The organism is Daejeonella sp., assembly GCF_046590655.1.
Classification (GTDB): Bacteria; Bacteroidota; Bacteroidia; order Sphingobacteriales; family Sphingobacteriaceae; genus Daejeonella.
This window is the reverse complement of the sequence record NZ_JBKJUM010000154.1, coordinates 1-16,903: the sequence shown is the minus strand read 5'-3', so window position 1 is coordinate 16,903 and position 16,903 is coordinate 1. Positions and strand designations below refer to the sequence as shown.

Below are 16,903 nucleotides of genomic sequence, written 5' to 3'. Positions count from 1 at the left end.
AGCAAATGAACTATACCGAAAAGTATTCTCTCAAAAGCGCATTAACTCGTTTCTATCAGCTGATCAGTCTTGAACGCGAGGAAATCACCGCCGTTTATTTCTATGCCATTATTAATGGTTTAATCTTGTTATCGCTTCCCCTGGGTATTCAGGCCATCATCAATCTGTTATTTGGCGGCACGGTGAGTACATCTCTGGTTGTTCTTATTGGTGTAGTAATATCCGGAGTGCTTTTGAACGGCATATTCCAAATCTATCAAATGCGAATTATAGAGCGTATGCAGCAGCGGATATTTACCCGCCTGACATTTGCATATACCTATCGTATCCCAAGAATCAGCTTGTTGAGTATTGACGAGTACTATCTGCCTGAGCTGGTCAATCGCTTTTTCGACACGGCTAACTTGCAGAAAGGCTTATCCAAGCTGCTGCTTGATTTCCCGTCTGCAACCATTCAAATTCTTTTTGGATTAATCCTGTTGAGTTTTTATCATCCGGTCTTTATCATATTCGCCATTGTCATTTTAATAGTGGTTGTTCTAATACTTTATTTTACAAGTTCGAAAGGATTCAACACAAGTATGGCCGAATCGGAATACAAATACCATGTAGCGCATTGGCTGGAGGAAATCTCAAGGGCAATCAAAACTTTCAAGTTTAATCAGGGGCATGAATTACATCTTAATAGAACAGACAAACTTCTGACGGGATATCTGGATTCCCGGCAGGCCCATTTTTCTGTACTGATTTTCCAATACCGGATTCTGGTTGCTTTTAAGGTCCTTATTACGGCAACTATGCTCATAATAGGTTCTGTACTGTTTATCCGGCAACAGATCAACCTTGGTCAGTTCATTGCTGCAGAAATCGTTATCCTCACAATCTTAGCGTCCATCGAAAAAATGATTGTAAGCCTGGAGGTAGTTTATGATGTTTTAACCTCCCTGGAAAAACTAAACCAGGTTCTTGATAAGCCACAGGATGAAGCAGATGAATTATACACGCGCTCGTTTTTATCCGATGGTATGGGTATCGATATTAAACTGAATAGTCTGTCATTTGGTTATTCAGGTAACAAGCCGGTGATCAATGGAATCGACCTGCATATTCAACGGGGCGAAAAAATTTGCCTCATGGGGGCAGAAGGTTCCGGTAAATCGACGTTATTAAGTTTGCTGGCCGGAATTTATACCGGGTTCTCAGGTAATATTCTGTTCAACGATGTGCCTTTAAAAACAATTTCAACCCGGCAACTGCATCAAAAAGTAGCGGTATTTCTTGCTGATGGAGAGCTGTTTACTGGTACCATTCATGAAAATTTAACAGTTGGAAACCAAAAGATAACTTTCGGTGAGCTGGATGCCATTTGTGAGATAGTGGGTTTAAGCTCTTATATTCGGAGCCAGCAAAAGGGGTATCAAACCTATCTGGATCCCCACGGTAGGAGATTATCCTATAACATTGCTCAAAAGCTCCTGCTCGTCCGCTGTCTGGCTATAAAACCGGATCTCTTATTATTAGAAGACGGTTGGGCTGGGATAGAACCAACTGCACGGGAAAGGGTAATACATTACCTTACGGGCTCGTCAGTTAACTTTACTATGATTGCCGTTACAAATGATGAAGGCTTTGCCGCACGCTGTGATCGAATTGTGTATTTAGAAAAGGGCAGCATTCTTTCATCAAGTAATTAATTTCAACATGTTTTTAGAGGGTAAATTATCAGCAGACAAATTCCACAGGTTTCAATCTTTTGCAAAAGTGAAGCCCGCCAGAGGAATGCACCGGCCAAAGAAGTTCGCTTTGCTACTTATTTTGGTATTACTAATATGTTGCTTTTTGCCGTGGACTCAAAATATTCAAACTACGGGAACTATATCTGCGCTGAATCCTGAACAACGGCCTCAACAGATCAACAGTGTCATTGCCGGGAAGATTGCTCAATGGCATGTAGAAGATGGGGCAGTAGTTAAAAAAGGGGATACACTTCTCCGCATTACAGAGATAAAAGAAGAGTATCTGGATCCTTCTCAATTACTTAGGGTAGGTGAGCAGATCAGCTCGAAAGACGCTTCCATTAACTTTTATCAGGATAAAGTTAATGCCGCCGGCTCTCAGTCGGCTGCACTTGATAATACGAAGCTGCTTAAGCTGAAGCAACTGGAAAATAAAATTAAGCAATATACCCTCATAGTTCAGTCCGACAGCATGAGCTTCATGGCTGCTGATAACCAGTTAAAGATCGCGGGCCAGCAATTAAGCCGGCAACAAACGCTCTACAATGCAGGATTGAAGTCGCTCACAGAATTCGAACAGAGACAACAAGGATATCAGGATGCAGTTTCCAGAAAAATAAATTCCGAAAATAAGTTTTACAACAGCCGAAATGAATTGTTAAATGTAAAGATTGAGCGCTCAGCAATTGAGCAGGAATACGCTGAGAAGATATTGAAAGTAAAGGGTGACCGGTTTACAACGTTATCAGATATCGCTTCTACACGGAGCGAGGTAGCTAAACTACAGAACCAGCTGTCAAATTATAAGCTCAGGCGTGACTTCTATGTAATTACTGCTCCGCAATCTGGACAGGTCATCAGGGCCGGCAAGGCCGGGATTGGCGAAACTGTCAAGGAGGGAGATCCCCTTGTCGAAATTGTTCCGTTGAGTTTTGATGCTGCAGTTGAAATTTACGTTGATCCGGTCGATATCCCATTGCTCAATAGCGGACAGGAAGTACGCCTCCAATTTGATGGCTTTCCGGCAATCGTGTTTTCAGGGTGGCCTGAATCCTCTTACGGTACCTTTGGCGGCAAAATATCGTCCATTGACCCCTCTATAAGCCGGAACGGTAAATTCAGGGTGTGGGTAGAGCCCGTTAAGGACGATAAAATTTGGCCGGAAAAATTAAGATATGGTTCAGGAGCTAAGGGAATAGCATTACTTTCTGATGTGCCTGTAATTTACGAATTATGGCGGAAACTGAATGGCTTTCCACCTGACTATTATATCGCAAAAACCAACGCTGAGGATAAATAAGAATATGAAAAGTAGATTCCTCGTCTTTTTTTTATTCATAGTGATGGCTGGTCCGGTTTATGGGTCTATTGCCGCTGATACGTTGAAATGGGTTGATTTTAAAGAACTGGTTCTTAGAAACCATCCCGTAATGATTAAGTATCAGCTGGTCGAGGAACGGGCAAAATCGCGTATGCGGCAGGCATGGGGAAATTTCGAGCCTGGCCTTTCTTATAATTATGATCAAAAGCTGTTTGACGGACTTAATTATTATCGATTCTCATCGCAGGAAGTAACGCTTCCGTTATGGTTTGGAATGGAATTGAAAGGTAATTTTGCAGAAGCATCCGGGTATAATCTTAACCCTGAAAACAAGATCCCCGGCGAAGGTCTGAGTAATGCGGGAATTAGTCTGCCACTGGGAAAGGGTTTGTTAATGGACAAGCGGCGGGCGGCTTTAAAGCAAGCAATGATCTTCAAAGATGCTACCCAGACGGAACAGCTGCGAATATTAAACGACTTGATGCTTCAGGCTGGAGATGCCTATGCAGAATGGCAAAGCTGGCATAAAATAAGTCAACTCTACGAGCAGGCATTGGAACTTGCACAAATTCGTTTCAAAGGTGTAAAAGACGGATTTCTAGGAGGCGACATGCCGGCCATCGATACAGTCGAAGCCTTAACGCAGCTTCAGCAACGCCTTATTAGTTTGCAGGATCGTAAATTGCAACAGCTTACTTCGCTTTATGAGCTCAGCACTTATTTATGGCGTTCGGAAAGTGAACCGTTCGACCCGGATAAGCTTGTCTTCATCCCCCAGGAGGATAATGTTCGATTGCCGGAAGTGCGGGTAGAGGCTGTTGACAACAATCCAAAGCTTAAAGCATATGACTTTAAACTTCAGGACCTTAATATCGATAAGCGGCTAAAGGCTGAAAACCTTCGCCCGACAATAGATCTTCAGCTTGGGCTGCTGAACTCCGGCACCGGTGTGTTTCGAAACTTTAATCCTGTCTTTTGGCAGAATAATAACAAAGTCTCCCTAAACGTTGCTTTCCCATTAACATTTGCAAGCGCAAGGGGAGAGTTAGCCGAAGCGAAAATTAAAATTACTGAAACGCAGATTGAACAGAGCCTGGTTCGTAATGAGCTGGAGGTAAAATTAAGGCAAAACAGGGCAGAGCTAAGCACTTTGCAAAGCCAGTTGGCTCTGGTAAATCAATCACTCCAGGCGAATCAAAAATTGCTGGAAGGGGAAAGTATGCGATTTTCACTTGGTGAAAGTTCACTTTTTCTGATTAATGCCCGTGAAAGCAAGCTCCTGGAAATACAAGAGAAGATGATCGAAACGGAGTATAAGATTTTGAAAACGCATTTAAAAGCGCGATGGCTTACCGGAGGGGATGCATATTGAACATGATCAGGTAATGGATTCAAGCTTCCCGTTTTTCATGTAAAACTGTGGATTTACAGGTATCCGGTATCACATTTAAAATAATATTAAATGTGGTTAACAATTAATTACAATCATTAACATATATGATCTAACATGTTATTTCACTCTTTTGAGGTTCTTGACAGGTACGTCTACAATTAACGGAACTCTTTCGATCGTAACAAAACTTACATCAAGTCCAAAGCTTTTGGCGTCTGATATACTTAGGAATTTCAAAATAGAATGAAAGCCTATTGCAATCCGGTCTATTAAATTTAGCTGATTAGATTTGGCCAGAACCTTTTCCAAAACTACAAAACGGAAATCGCCTACCATTTTATGTTTTTTCAGAGATTCATAGCGGCTGGTAATATCGATTTCTTTGTTTTTGACCAGGTCTTCAACAACCGTTCTGAATAATAAATTAATTTGCGGCTCCACTTTAAAGCCTAGTTTAAAATCGATCCGTATAAGCTTTTCAGGAATCAGAAAATCGACCTTATATTCTTTTGTAAAAGGTTCATCTGTGACATCAACATGAAGTAACCAATATACATCGGCCCTTTTAGGCTGTTTCTGTATAATAGAATACATGATCTTCGATTCTATTTCCGATTTAAAATTAGCGCTGGTAAGATAGATGAGCTGAGACGAATACTTGGGTACCGAACTATCTTCACTTAATTCTTTAATGATCGGATAATAATTCTCAATCTCCTCAAATTTCAGATATTTATTTTTAATCCTCCGGCCTTTTGCCCATGCCCACATGACCGAGAACAACACAGAGCCAAGTAACAGCGTGAACCAGCCGCCATGAAGGATTTTTGCCAGATTACCGTATAAGAACGTGAGTTCAATAATTCCATAGACGGCAAGGAAGATCGCAATTAAATAGGTCGGATATTTTTTACGCTTCAGGAACATAGCAACCAGTATAGTTGTCATCAACATAGTAACTGTTATTGATAAGCCGTAAGCTGCTTCCATGCGGGTAGATTCTTCAAATATTAACATGACCAATACACATCCTGCCCATAAGATCCAGTTCATAGACGGCACATATAGTTGTCCTTTTTGAATTGAGGGGTAGTTAATCCGGACTCTTGGCCATAAATTCAGTCGTACCGCTTCCGAGATCAACGTGAAAGAGCCAGAAATTAAAGCCTGGCTTGCGATGATTGCTGCCAGTGTAGCGATACCAATTCCGTAGATCAGGAACCATTGCGGCATAAGTTGGTAAAAAGGGTTGTTATCAAGTACTCGTCCCTGTTGCTGCCATAACCATACGCCCTGGCCAAAATAATTTAGTAAGAGCGCAGTTTTCACGTAAATCCAGCTGATTCTTATATTAGACCGGCCACAGTGTCCAAGATCTGAATATAGAGCCTCTGCTCCGGTAGTACATAAAAATACTCCGCCAAGTATTAGAAATGCATCCGGATTGGAAGATAAAATGTGGTAGGCATAATATGGGTTGACAGCTTTTAAGATTTCCGGGAACTGGTATACATAAGATAGGCCTAAGGTAGCCAGCATGGTAAACCAGACCCACATAACAGGCCCAAAGGCCTTACCAACTATAGAAGTGCCAAACTGCTGGATGCCAAACAAAATTGTTAGAATGACTATAACTATTGATACGGTTGGAAGGCCCGGATAAAGGATTGCAAGGCCCTCAATTGCAGAGGAAACAGTTATTGGTGGAGTAATTATGCCATCAGCCAGCAGTGCGCTTCCTCCAATCATGGCGGGTATCACCAGCCACTTAGCCTTTCGTTTTACTAATGAATACAGTGAAAAAATACCTCCTTCGCCTCTATTATCCGCCTGCAAAGTTATAATCACATATTTAATGGTGGTTTGCATGGTCAATGTCCAGAATATACAGGACAAGCCTCCAAGGATTAGATCCGGCGTAATTATCCTATCTCCGATAATTGCTTTAAATACATATAGTGGTGAGGTTCCTATATCCCCATAGATTATCCCCAGACTTATTAGTAAACCAGCTGCTGATAGCTTGTGAAGATTTTTATAATTAGCCAACTTATGTCAAATGATCGGTAAAAGTAGTTAAATGGGACATACAAACAACCGGGGTGTTAGCGTAATATTATACTTACGAGATCAAATTTGACGGGGTATTTTGTACTTATTGGCCAGCCACCTGAATAGCCTCTCGGCATCTTCTTTTTTAAATAATTCTGTTCCGGGCCTCATTGTAGCAGCGGTACCACATGCTACTCCCAAACAGACCATTTCCCGAAGACCTTTACCTTTGCTTAAAGCATGGACCATCCCCGCAACCATAGAATCGCCAGCCCCAACTGTGCTTAATTTCTTAACTGACGGAGCTTGTATTTGCCCGGCAATGCTAGCGGAAACCAGGTAAGCTCCCTGGGCTCCCATAGATACTACCACGACTTCACATTTTCCTTTAGAGATTAATTTACGGGCGGCGTCCTCCACCAATTGATCATCAAGATATTCATGTCCTGAGAGCTGACTCAGCTCTTTTAGATTAGGCTTTAGCAGGTAAACACCCTCCTCAACGGCTATTTTAAGAGCTTCGCCTGAAGTATCTGCAATAAAACGAGTATCGGATTTTTTTGCTATACGGGAAATCTTAGCAAAAAAATCAGCTCCGGGTCCGGGTGGGATACTTCCGCTTGCAACAATATAATCTGCCGTGGCGGCTAAACGTTTAATGGAATTAAGTAGCATTTTTTCCTCGGCTGGATAAATCCTGGATCCAGGCATTCCGAAGCGGAATTGCTGGTTCGAGGAGGTCTCCACAACTATAAAATTCTCTCGAGTTGAATTTTTTGTACTTATTCCTTCATGAGCGATTTTTTCTAATTTTAAAAGAGCTTGAAGCAAATCGCCAGTGGCGCCACCTGCCGGAAAAAGGGCTATGGAGGGTGTTCCCAGACGTTTCAGACCTCTGGATACATTAACTCCGCCGCCACCTGGTTCATACTTTGGCTCGGAACAGACAAGCTTCTGTTCAGGAATCAATTTGTCAACGCTTGCACTTTTGTCAACAACCGGGCTAAGGGTGATAGTGATAATTTTTGACATTCTAAATGTTCGTTCGGTTTAGCCTGATGATCAGGCAGAACGTGAAAATAATAAAGATAGATAAAGCTATCTTCATCTTACTTAAAGAAGCGAATTATCTTCTATAACCGCAGGAAAGCCCGCCCTTGGTACGATTCGATAAATCCCAAAAAGGCTCTGGTTATTGCAACGCTTTTTTCAACTGCTCAACTGCATAGCGCTGAGCATCTTTTGCTTCTGGTACAATAGCAGCCATTCCGAAAAATTCATGTGTAACGCCATCGTAGTTTTTTGTATTTACTGTAACACCTGCTGCTTTGAGTTTATCCGCCAGCATCATGCCGTCACTTTGTAAAGGATCGATCTCGGCAGTGATTATGGTTACCGGGGGGAGATTATCCAGCTTTGCATTAACAAGCGATATTTTGGGATCTTTAGCCTCCGATATATTATTCAGATAGTGCTTAGTAAACCACTCCATCATGGGTTTATCCAGGGGTTTAGCAGTTGCATACTTCTTGTAAGAAGCTGTGTTCATATCCGATTGAGCTATCGGATAAACCGCTAAAATATGCAGGGGCATCTTGATGCTTTTATCACGAGCCATTATTGCCATGTTAACAGCAAGATTTCCGCCTGCGCTTTCACCGGCGACAGCAATTTTTTCCGGGTCCCCTTTGATTGATGCTGCGTTTTTAGTCACCCACTCATATGCCGCGAATGAATCCATGTGGGCGGTAGGAAATTTATGCTCCGGACCCATACGATATGCAACTGAAACTACTACTGCATTTGCTTGTTCGGCAATGGCGCTGGCAGAGGCATCATATACATCCAGATCCGCAATTACGAAGCCACCTCCATGATAATATACAATCACCGGAAAAGGTCCTTCTCCCTTTGGAGTGTAGATTCTCGCATGTATGTTACCGCCGGAAACCGGAATCTTCTGGCCAGAAGTATCAACCATAGGAGGAGGAATGGTTATATTGTTCTCTTCAATAAGAGCCATAACAGCATCAGTAGGGGTATGATTTTTTCGAGCTTCAGCGGGAGAAAGCTCTGGTATGGGTTTATCGTTAAAGCTGGCGAGTTTCTCAATTACAGCCTGCATTTCTGGTTTTATGCCAGGTGCCCAATCGGGTTTAGGCCCTGATGGCTTAACAACACTTTGTGCGGTAGCAGTGTCTGTGCTAACAGAATCCGAACTATTTGTCGAATTCGTGGATGATCCGCATGCGCTTATTGCCATAATTGCTGCACTTAATAAACTGATTGCTTTAGACCTGATAATTAGAGTAGAGGTGTTAGATTTCATTTAAGGTATTTCCTGTTATGCCTATCGATATGCTATATCAGAGCAAAAAATAAGCCATAAACGCCTGGATTATTAAGTTCCTTACAACGTAGACGAATAATGGCCAGGGCATATTTGGAGCTAATTATGTGGCTAATAATTTTCATCCGGAACAAAATTTATCTCCCGTAATCCAGAATAATATCTTCATTAAGTTTTTTTTCATTCGCCGCAAGTATTTAGTGAAGCTGTAAAACAAAAAGTTATTTCTTTACTTTTAGAATAAACGTCATTTTACCATGATAGCGTCGCTACTAATTTCAATCAAAATTTCAACTGGAAAAGAAAATTTATGATCTCTGGTAAAAGGAATTATCATGAAATTGATACTATTCGTTTCATAACCATTTCTATAATAGTTTGGTCGCATTCACTTTTCCCGCCATGGCATCTTCGAAAATCTAATGATTTAATCGAAGTTATAATCAACTCAGTCGTAATTCAATTGGGTGCAATCAGCACAGTAATATTTTTTATTGTATCTGGTATTCTCATGCATTCAAAATTACAGGAGTATACTTTTAAAAAGTATTTTAATGAACGCATTCCTGTTGTATATGCCCCATGGCTATTTATCGTTGGCCTGAATGTTATGCTGATCATGCTCCATCAGATATTGTCTAAGGAGTTAGTCACAACAAGTATATCACCAATTTTAGCTTCCATTTACGTTATTTTAAACGGATTAGTAATATATGGACCTTACTGGTTTGTGCTTACCTATTTAATAGGAATGGTAGTATTAATTTACTTCAAACAGTATTCTTCCAACGTTTTCTTCGGGCTGCTGTTATTCTCCATAACCGCATTTTATGCGGTGAATTTTCATTTTAGCTGGATTGACACGTTTCACACAAAAGCGGTCCTGGCCTATACTTTCTTCATTTGGCTTGGCTTTCAGTTTCACAGGCATTGGGAGGAAATAATCCTTCAGGTCGAAAAAATCAAGTGGTATGTACTAATTGCTTTGATGCTTGTGTTTTTTTCAATAGCATGTTATGAAGGTTTTAAGCTTTCATTGGACGGGGTGAGAGATCCATATGCATCAAATCGCTTCACCAATATTATATTTTCTATAATCTTCTTTTTCTTTCTTCTTAAAATTGGCCCGATAAGGATCATCAATAATTTACGTCCGCGAAAGATTGTTTATGGTATTTATCTGGTTAACAGTATAGTGGTGCTGGAACTGACAGTTCTGTTAAAGAAATATATTGAAAGTCTTTATCTTGTCAGTATCTGGACCTTGTTAGGCCTGCAAATTATGTTTTTTACCTTGACTTTGATATTAACCTATTTCATCGTGAATTATCTTATAAGCTCCTCTTTGAAATGGGTAATCGGGTCTAAATAAGGCCGTCAGTCATTTAGAAATTACGCGTCTTCCTTTGATGGATTTTCGCCGGACTGGCAAATGCATAAAACAGCTTTTCCCTAATTCCTTTTGCCTTCCTGACATCTTTTACCAGGTCGACAAATTCGTGAAAATTGAGATAGATAGGGTCGAGTCTGTCGCCTATTTTTGTGGTTAAGCCATAATCTGGCTTTTCGTCTTCGTGATGATAAGTTCCGAAAATCCGGTCCCAGATTATGAACGTGGCTGCAAAATTCTTGTCCAGGTATTTCTCCTGCGATCCATGATGAACCCGGTGGTTTGACGGCGTTGCAAATATGTATTCTATAACGGGATGTAGCTTGTGGATATATTCTGTGTGTACCCAAAACTGGAACAGGACGGCTACCTGACTGGTAACGAAAAAGATCACTGGATGAAAGCCCATAATAGCAACAGGCAAAAAGAAGATAACCTTTAAGTTTTGCAGCCAGCTCAATCTGAATGATACTGTCAGATTATAATTTTCCGCAGAGTGATGTATCACATGTGTAGTCCAGAAGAAGCGGTTAAAATGCGAGACACGATGTGACCAGTAACTCAGGAAGTCGAAAAGGATGTAACAGGGAATGATCGTCCACCAGTTTAGAGACATACGCCATGGAACCAGGTTGTATATCCAGACCGCTCCATAAACCAATACAATTTTGAAAAGAAGATTAACACCCAAATTCCCGAAACCGACAAGGACCGAACCGATTGATTCTTTCAGTTTGTAATTTTTGTTCTGCACATACCATGAATAGCCAATTTCAAGAAATGTAAAAAAGGCCATAACTGGTATCGCATATACAATAATCTGGGGCGAGTTCTTCTCCAGGTTTGTTATTTCTTCATAAGGTATTTGACTAGCCCCGAAAATGTTACCAATTAATAAAATCATTCTTTGTTAAACAGTGTTAAGGGCTCCTTAGCGCCAATGGTAACCATGACTCGCTACGATTGACGCCTTCGTATTTCCTTTATAATAAGAATTAAAGGAGATTTGTTTTCATTGAATAATTATTAATCAAAATGAGTCATTGGGAATTTCAGCCCCGGCATGTTTTAAATTTTGATATACTAATCGTTCTTTATCGCGCAAAATACTAAATCCTCAAGGAAAGAAACAATCGCTGACTCATCTTTGGTTTTGCCAAAATCAGTGAGCGAGGGAAGATTATTCATAAAAAAATTTTGGAAGTGTGCCATCTCAATGATTGTACTTGACAAAGATTTAGGATACGCGTATTTAGGATTACACTCCAGAATAATATCTCCAATTTTTGCACAAAGGTCTTTATAAGGTTTAAATAATTGGTCTTTGTTGTCTTCCGATACGTGTTTAGTTAAATACGCTTTCGTTCCTTCAGCTATGATTATCTGGTGGAGAATACTTTCATCCACATAGCTTGTTCTGATGTCATCTTCGATTGTAGTGGCCAATAGCTGAATTGCCTTTTTAAGTTTTACTTCCGGATCCTGAATATTGCTGGTATTTATAACAATACGATATTCAAGCCAGCTCCAGTACCAAGCTGTAATGTATATCAGCAAGCGGTGTTTGTTTTCAAAGTATCGGTAAACGCCTGCTTCTGTGCTGCCAATTTCTTCCGCCAGTTTTTTAAATGTAAAAGATTCAAACCCGCTTTTGTTGATTAACTGGATACTGTTTCGTATAATTTTTTTACCCAATTCTGTTTGTTCCGGATTTCTGAGAAATAACTTCTCGTTCATTTTTATCTGCAATTCTATTTCCATGTACTTCTACTAATTTATTAGCTACAACAAACAAACATCTTAATGTTAGATTTTTACAATACTAACTATAAAGCTTTACAATTTAATGACATAGTAATACTATCATTAGCAATATACGTACTATCTTAGCTTTATTAAATTAAAGAAAGATCGCATATGAATAAAAAAAATATGTTTAAGGAATTAAAAAGCGACCTACCGGCAAGTATAGTTGTCTTTTTTGTGGCAGTTCCACTTTGCCTCGGAATTGCCCTGGCATCAGGTGCCCCTTTGTTCGCGGGAATTATCGCCGGCATTGTCGGGGGCATTGTAGTGGGAATCGCCAGCGGCTCCCCCCTGGGAGTTAGCGGCCCTGCAGCAGGCTTAGCTGTTATAGTTTTAACGTCCATTGCAGCTATTGGTTCATGGCCTGCTTTTTTGTTAGCTGTTGTCCTGGCCGGAATCTTCCAGCTAATTATGGGTTTTGCCAAGGCTGGATTTATTGCCTACTTCTTCCCCTCAGCAGTAATTAAAGGAATGTTGACGGGTATCGGCCTTCTTATTATCCTAAAGCAAATTCCCCATGCACTAGGCTATGATCAGGACCCGGAGGGAGACTTGTCTTATTTTCAGGCTGATGGAGGTACGACTTTATCTTCAATCGCCAGTGCTTTCAATTCGGTCACCACTGGTGCTGTATTGATTTCTGTTATAGCGATAGCTATATTAATTTTTTGGGATAAGGTATTAATTAAAAAGCATAGAATATTTCAGATTATTCAGGGGCCTATTGTGGTTGTTGCTTTGGGTATTATGATGAATTACTTGTATCAATCGGGAGCTCTAAATTTCAGCCTGGCCGCAGACCAGGTAGTAAGGCTTCCCGTTGCGAATAGCTTAACGGAGTTTTTTACCTTTTTTACTTTTCCTGACTTCTCGGCAATTACAAATTTTAAAGTTTGGGAGGTGGCAGTTGTATTAGCCATTGTGGCGAGCCTGGAAACGCTATTATGCGTAGAGGCAACAGACAAACTTGACCCGGATAGAAGAGTAACACCCACCAACAGGGAATTGAAAGCCCAGGGATTGGGAAATATACTTTCTGGTTTAATAGGCGGCCTGCCCATAACACAGGTTATCGTACGCAGTACGGCCAATATCACTTTCGGTGGCAAAACAAAATTGTCAGCCATATTACACGGTGTTTTCCTCCTGATAAGTGCAATGACTATTGCTGGATTGCTCAATATGATTCCCCTGGCCAGCTTAGCAGCAATATTGATTATAGTTGGATTTAAATTAGCCCAGCCTGCGCTCTTTAGGCGGATGTACAAATTGGGCTGGGAGCAGTTTGTACCATTTGTAGCAACAGTTGCAGGCATATTGGCAACCGATTTATTAAAGGGAATTACCATCGGTGTACTTTTCGGCATCTTTTACACCTTGCGTCATAGTTATCGTAATTCTCATCATATGAAAGATGTTGTAACTACAGAAGATGGTATAACTGTCCATCACATTGAAATGGCACAGGAAGTTTCGTTCTTTAACAAGGCAAGCGTTATGATGGCTTTAGAAGCAATCCCTGCCAATTCAAAAGTGGTTATTGATTTCTCCCAATCCAAATCAGTTGCAAATGATGTAATTGAACTTATAAAAAGCTACGAGATTAATGCCAAAACAAAGAATATTAACGTGGAGAAAATCAATTTTATTGAACCGGTTTATTTATAATCAATTCCAAAAATAAAAAACAACAAAAATGAAGACATTAACTAAAGAAATGCAGGCTGCTATCCAACCTTCAATGGCCCTGGATATTTTAAAAGAAGGTAATAAAAGGTTCATGAATAACCTCAAAGCAAACCGTAACCTGCTGCAGCAGGCCAACGAAACATCCGACGGGCAGCATCCCTTTGCAGTTATATTGAGCTGCATAGATTCCCGTACGTCAGCCGAGTTGATCTTTGACCAGGGCCTGGGCGATGTTTTCAGTGTGCGAATTGCCGGCAATATCATCAACGAGGATATATTAGGCAGCATGGAGTTTGGCTGCAAAGTTGCCGGTTCTAAAATTATAGTGGTGCTTGGCCATACCAAATGTGGTGCTGTGAAGGGTGCCTGCGACCACGTGGAAATGGGTAACCTCACCGCTTTGCTGAGCAAAATACAGCCCGCAGTGTATGATGAAAAGTCAGTATTGGAAAACCGCAATTCAGGCAATGATGATTTTGTAGAAAAAGTTGCAGTCATTAACGTAAAAAGAACAGTACACGCAATAATGGAACGCAGCCCTATTTTGAAGGAAATGATCCAGGCGGGTACCATTGGCATTGTTGGTGGCACACATAATATCACAACGGGTGAAGTTCAATTCTATGACGATACCCTGATCATAAATAATATTGATTAGTCATATCAGGAGGTTGTAAAATCTCCTGATATATAAAAATATCTGCCTGGCGGCAGACGAAAGTGCAGAGGAGAGCGCAGAGAAATACTTACATTCCTACGGGCAAGCGCAAAACGCTGTGCAAATAAACTCTGCCTACTGCGGAACCCTCTGCGGCCTCCGCGTTTATTTATACGCTTCGCAAGGCCGTTAACAATCAATCTGGCAGGATATTACCATTTGTCCGATCCCCGGTTTTTTCCTAATTTGCATCAAAATCTCACTCTATGAAAATGCTCCGAACTTTCATGTTTTCCCTGTTGGTGATGACTGCTTTTATGGCCTTTAGCACACAAGCCCAGACTACTGTGTGGATCGTGCGGCACGCAGAGAAAGATCTAAAGAACCCTTCGGATAAAGATCCCGTGCTTTCACTTGACGGGCAGGACCGGGCCAAAGATCTGGCCAGTCTGCTTTTGCCGCAGCGGATACTTGCCGTTTATGCTACCCCCTTCAAACGTACCATGCAAACTGCGGAACCAACAGCTTACGGGCACGGTGTCAAAGTACAAACCTATGATGCGACTGATCCTGCGGCCCTCGCGGCAACAGTGCTCCGTCAGCATAAAGGTGGATCCGTAGTAATCGTCGGCCATTCGAATACCGTCCTGGAACTTGTGGAGGCCTTCGGTATTAAACGCCCGATCCCTGCTTTGAATGATGATGATTATAATTATATATTCACGGTTACTGTTCAGGGTGATTCCACACAGATGCAGATGACGCAATATGGAAAATTGAAGAGGGTGGTGGTGCCGAAGTGAGTCGAAGGACTCTTACTAATCTTTACTTAAACTCATAAGATAATCGAGTAAGGCATCTCGCTTTTCTGCAGTCATCCCGGACAGCAAATTCTCGTACATCAGTGATTTGGATTCATTCTCCATTTTTTCTATCTCGCTTTTTTTGACATTGATTATCTGATTGCCCACTACCATGAATGCCAACTGGTCGTTTTGAGAATTTATGACACGGCCCAGCAAAACAGACCCGTCTTTCTTAGTAATACGTACACCGCCCATACTTGGCTTTATTTGTCGGGATGGGTATTGTATCGACTCCAAAATTTCTGCGCCTGAGAAATTTTTGGAAACATCTTTCAGATTGGGTCCTAATAGTTCGGTCTTGCCGTCTACCTGATGGCAACCTAAACATGCTGACTCAGCAAAAAGCTGTTTTCCCAATTCAAGCGTATTTTGGGAAAACGTTTTACTCTCTTTTGGCCTGGTGTAATTGCCTTTTGATTTATTCTCAGGGTCATAGATAAGTTTATAGAAACCACCTTGCTCCTTAAAAACTGCATTATACCAATAGTCTGCTTTACCATGGAGTGATAGATAAAGACTACCGTTTTTCCCAAAAGCGAGGTCAGAGATTTTCGGAATATCGGCTATTGTATATTCCACATATTGGTAAGTATTATCAGGCTTACGAGTTACGATAACTCTGCTAAGAGCTCCGCGATTCCAGCGTTCTCCCGGTCCGTAATAGGACACAAAAAGATCACCCCCAGTGCCTCCAAAATCATTATTCGATTTATTAAACTCGATCGAAGACGGAGCAACTTCAGAAATTAAATTAAAATCAGGCTTCTTAACTCTCCCAGAATCAGAAGGAAATTTCTTCTTGTTATGACCATAAAATGAACCCACTTCCAGCCGGTTCAACTCTTCTGTTGGATTTCCACCGCCTTCATTGTCGGTAAACAATAAATCACCATAGGTGTTAAAGTCCATACCGGGAACAGATCGTATCCCCTTTGCCACAATTTCAGATGTTTTTCCATCCGGGGAGATTCGAACTATGCTGCCACGAATTCCCCGGGGATCGGGGGCTGCACCGGCATTCCACGAATCGGAAGCAATAGCTGCATATAGCCATCCATCGGGCCCGAATTGTAATCCGCTGGTCCATTCATAAGGGTGTTCGCTGTTAGGTATTTTATTAAAGAAAGTCCAGCTGGTATCGGCCTTTCCGTCGTTATTTAAATCCCTGAACGCCCTGATCTCCTGGGCTGTTCCAATGTAAACTATGTCGCCACGATGAGCAAAACCTGCGGGAGATCTTAAACCGAAGTCGCCAACATGGCAATATAAGGCTGTACTGTCTTCTAATCCATCTGCGTCTGAATCATGAAGAGTGTAGACCTCACCGGTCTGATTCATTGCATACAACAGACCTTTCGGACCAAGGGCAATTTGAATTGGATTGCCAATTGTAACTCCTTTGTTGATTGGAAGTTTAACAGCGCGATAAGGCCCATAAACTTTAATTTCAGTGTCTTGAAAATTCTGATACTGATTTGCTTCTCTAGCAGGCTTATATTCCCATATAAACACAGCGAAGATTATAGTGAGCAGTGAAAGTGAAAGATTTTGAAGTGAGATCATCGTTTTAGCTTATAAATAAATATACACAGAAAATATTTTTTATCAATTGCATGAAAAAATCCGTGATGAAACTTATTTC

General features: G+C 41.1%; 13 protein-coding genes. 7 read left to right on the top strand and 6 right to left on the bottom strand.

Annotation, left to right across the window (positions count from 1 at the left end; translation table 11 throughout):
* Nucleotides 1-5 precede the first annotated feature (5 nt).
* The 3 genes from ACLL8Z_RS14135 (at nucleotide 6) to ACLL8Z_RS14125 (ending at nucleotide 4,429) form a co-directional block, all read left to right on the top strand.
* Nucleotides 6-1,694 carry a peptidase domain-containing ABC transporter gene (locus ACLL8Z_RS14135; protein ID WP_411275439.1) on the top strand — a complete coding sequence of 563 codons (1,689 nt, stop codon included), beginning with the start codon at nucleotides 6-8 and terminating at the stop codon, nucleotides 1,692-1,694.
* A 145-nt stretch (nucleotides 1,695-1,839) separates the two neighbouring features.
* Nucleotides 1,840-3,036, top strand: coding sequence for an HlyD family secretion protein (locus ACLL8Z_RS14130; protein ID WP_411275438.1), 1,197 nt, complete (start codon nucleotides 1,840-1,842; stop codon nucleotides 3,034-3,036).
* Between the two features lie 4 nt (nucleotides 3,037-3,040).
* The gene (locus ACLL8Z_RS14125; RefSeq protein WP_411275437.1) at nucleotides 3,041-4,429 is read left to right on the top strand and encodes a TolC family protein; all 1,389 of its coding nucleotides are present in this window, start codon (nucleotides 3,041-3,043) and stop codon (nucleotides 4,427-4,429) included.
* Nucleotides 4,430-4,567: 138 nt separating this feature from the next.
* Here the strand turns inward: ACLL8Z_RS14125 and ACLL8Z_RS14120 are convergent, their stop codons facing one another.
* From ACLL8Z_RS14120 to ACLL8Z_RS14110, 3 genes are all read right to left on the bottom strand, one after another.
* Nucleotides 4,568-6,499 carry a KUP/HAK/KT family potassium transporter gene (locus tag ACLL8Z_RS14120; RefSeq protein WP_411275436.1) on the bottom strand — a complete coding sequence of 644 codons (1,932 nt, stop codon included), beginning with the start codon at nucleotides 6,497-6,499 and terminating at the stop codon, nucleotides 4,568-4,570.
* An 81-nt stretch (nucleotides 6,500-6,580) separates the two neighbouring features.
* Complete coding sequence (locus ACLL8Z_RS14115; RefSeq protein ID WP_411275435.1) at nucleotides 6,581-7,534, bottom strand: 1-phosphofructokinase family hexose kinase; 954 nt, start codon at nucleotides 7,532-7,534, stop codon at nucleotides 6,581-6,583.
* A gap of 160 nt (nucleotides 7,535-7,694) precedes the next feature.
* On the bottom strand, nucleotides 7,695-8,831 hold the full coding sequence (locus ACLL8Z_RS14110) for an alpha/beta hydrolase fold domain-containing protein (RefSeq protein ID WP_411275434.1): 1,137 nt from the start codon (nucleotides 8,829-8,831) through the stop codon (nucleotides 7,695-7,697).
* 331 nt (nucleotides 8,832-9,162) lie between these two features.
* Here ACLL8Z_RS14110 and ACLL8Z_RS14105 point away from each other — a divergent pair, with 331 nt between their 5' ends.
* Nucleotides 9,163-10,224 carry an acyltransferase family protein gene (locus tag ACLL8Z_RS14105; RefSeq protein WP_411275433.1) on the top strand — a complete coding sequence of 354 codons (1,062 nt, stop codon included), beginning with the start codon at nucleotides 9,163-9,165 and terminating at the stop codon, nucleotides 10,222-10,224.
* 13 nt (nucleotides 10,225-10,237) lie between these two features.
* Here ACLL8Z_RS14105 and ACLL8Z_RS14100 read toward each other — a convergent pair whose 3' ends face one another.
* Together ACLL8Z_RS14100 and ACLL8Z_RS14095 are read right to left on the bottom strand one after the other, a co-directional pair.
* A complete protein-coding gene (locus tag ACLL8Z_RS14100; protein WP_411275432.1) occupies nucleotides 10,238-11,146 on the bottom strand; it encodes a sterol desaturase family protein in 909 nt (302 codons plus the stop codon).
* Between the two features lie 179 nt (nucleotides 11,147-11,325).
* Entirely contained in the window at nucleotides 11,326-12,003 is a 678-nt protein-coding gene (locus ACLL8Z_RS14095) for a TetR/AcrR family transcriptional regulator (protein WP_411275431.1), read from the bottom strand.
* Nucleotides 12,004-12,159: 156 nt separating this feature from the next.
* On the opposite strand from ACLL8Z_RS14095, the gene ACLL8Z_RS14090 reads away from it, so the two are divergent.
* The 3 genes from ACLL8Z_RS14090 to ACLL8Z_RS14080 all read left to right on the top strand — a co-directional run bounded on the left by ACLL8Z_RS14090 (nucleotide 12,160) and on the right by ACLL8Z_RS14080 (nucleotide 15,198).
* Nucleotides 12,160-13,716 carry a SulP family inorganic anion transporter gene (locus ACLL8Z_RS14090; protein ID WP_411275430.1) on the top strand — a complete coding sequence of 519 codons (1,557 nt, stop codon included), beginning with the start codon at nucleotides 12,160-12,162 and terminating at the stop codon, nucleotides 13,714-13,716.
* Nucleotides 13,717-13,744: 28 nt separating this feature from the next.
* Nucleotides 13,745-14,395 (top strand): carbonic anhydrase family protein, encoded by a 651-nt coding sequence (locus ACLL8Z_RS14085; protein ID WP_411275429.1) that lies wholly within the window; start codon nucleotides 13,745-13,747, stop codon nucleotides 14,393-14,395.
* A gap of 266 nt (nucleotides 14,396-14,661) precedes the next feature.
* Complete coding sequence (locus ACLL8Z_RS14080; RefSeq protein ID WP_411275428.1) at nucleotides 14,662-15,198, top strand: SixA phosphatase family protein; 537 nt, start codon at nucleotides 14,662-14,664, stop codon at nucleotides 15,196-15,198.
* A gap of 15 nt (nucleotides 15,199-15,213) precedes the next feature.
* Here ACLL8Z_RS14080 and ACLL8Z_RS14075 read toward each other — a convergent pair whose 3' ends face one another.
* Nucleotides 15,214-16,824: a PQQ-dependent sugar dehydrogenase gene (locus ACLL8Z_RS14075; protein WP_411275427.1), complete on the bottom strand. Its 1,611-nt coding sequence runs from the start codon at nucleotides 16,822-16,824 to the stop codon at nucleotides 15,214-15,216.
* Nucleotides 16,825-16,903: the final 79 nt, after the last annotated feature.

Excerpts from the sequence above, each read along its gene's own strand:
- ACLL8Z_RS14090 (WP_411275430.1), top strand. The coding sequence starts at position 12,160 with ATGAATAAAAAAAATATGTTTAAGGAATTAAAAAGCGACCTACCGGCA.
- ACLL8Z_RS14110 (WP_411275434.1), bottom strand. The coding sequence starts at position 8,831 with ATGAAATCTAACACCTCTACTCTAATTATCAGGTCTAAAGCAATCAGT.
- ACLL8Z_RS14085 (WP_411275429.1), top strand. The coding sequence starts at position 13,745 with ATGAAGACATTAACTAAAGAAATGCAGGCTGCTATCCAACCTTCAATG.
- ACLL8Z_RS14100 (WP_411275432.1), bottom strand. The coding sequence starts at position 11,146 with ATGATTTTATTAATTGGTAACATTTTCGGGGCTAGTCAAATACCTTAT.
- ACLL8Z_RS14080 (WP_411275428.1), top strand. The coding sequence starts at position 14,662 with ATGAAAATGCTCCGAACTTTCATGTTTTCCCTGTTGGTGATGACTGCT.
- ACLL8Z_RS14135 (WP_411275439.1), top strand. The coding sequence starts at position 6 with ATGAACTATACCGAAAAGTATTCTCTCAAAAGCGCATTAACTCGTTTC.
- ACLL8Z_RS14095 (WP_411275431.1), bottom strand. The coding sequence starts at position 12,003 with ATGGAAATAGAATTGCAGATAAAAATGAACGAGAAGTTATTTCTCAGA.
- ACLL8Z_RS14125 (WP_411275437.1), top strand. The coding sequence starts at position 3,041 with ATGAAAAGTAGATTCCTCGTCTTTTTTTTATTCATAGTGATGGCTGGT.
- ACLL8Z_RS14115 (WP_411275435.1), bottom strand. The coding sequence starts at position 7,534 with ATGTCAAAAATTATCACTATCACCCTTAGCCCGGTTGTTGACAAAAGT.
- ACLL8Z_RS14075 (WP_411275427.1), bottom strand. The coding sequence starts at position 16,824 with ATGATCTCACTTCAAAATCTTTCACTTTCACTGCTCACTATAATCTTC.
- ACLL8Z_RS14105 (WP_411275433.1), top strand. The coding sequence starts at position 9,163 with ATGATCTCTGGTAAAAGGAATTATCATGAAATTGATACTATTCGTTTC.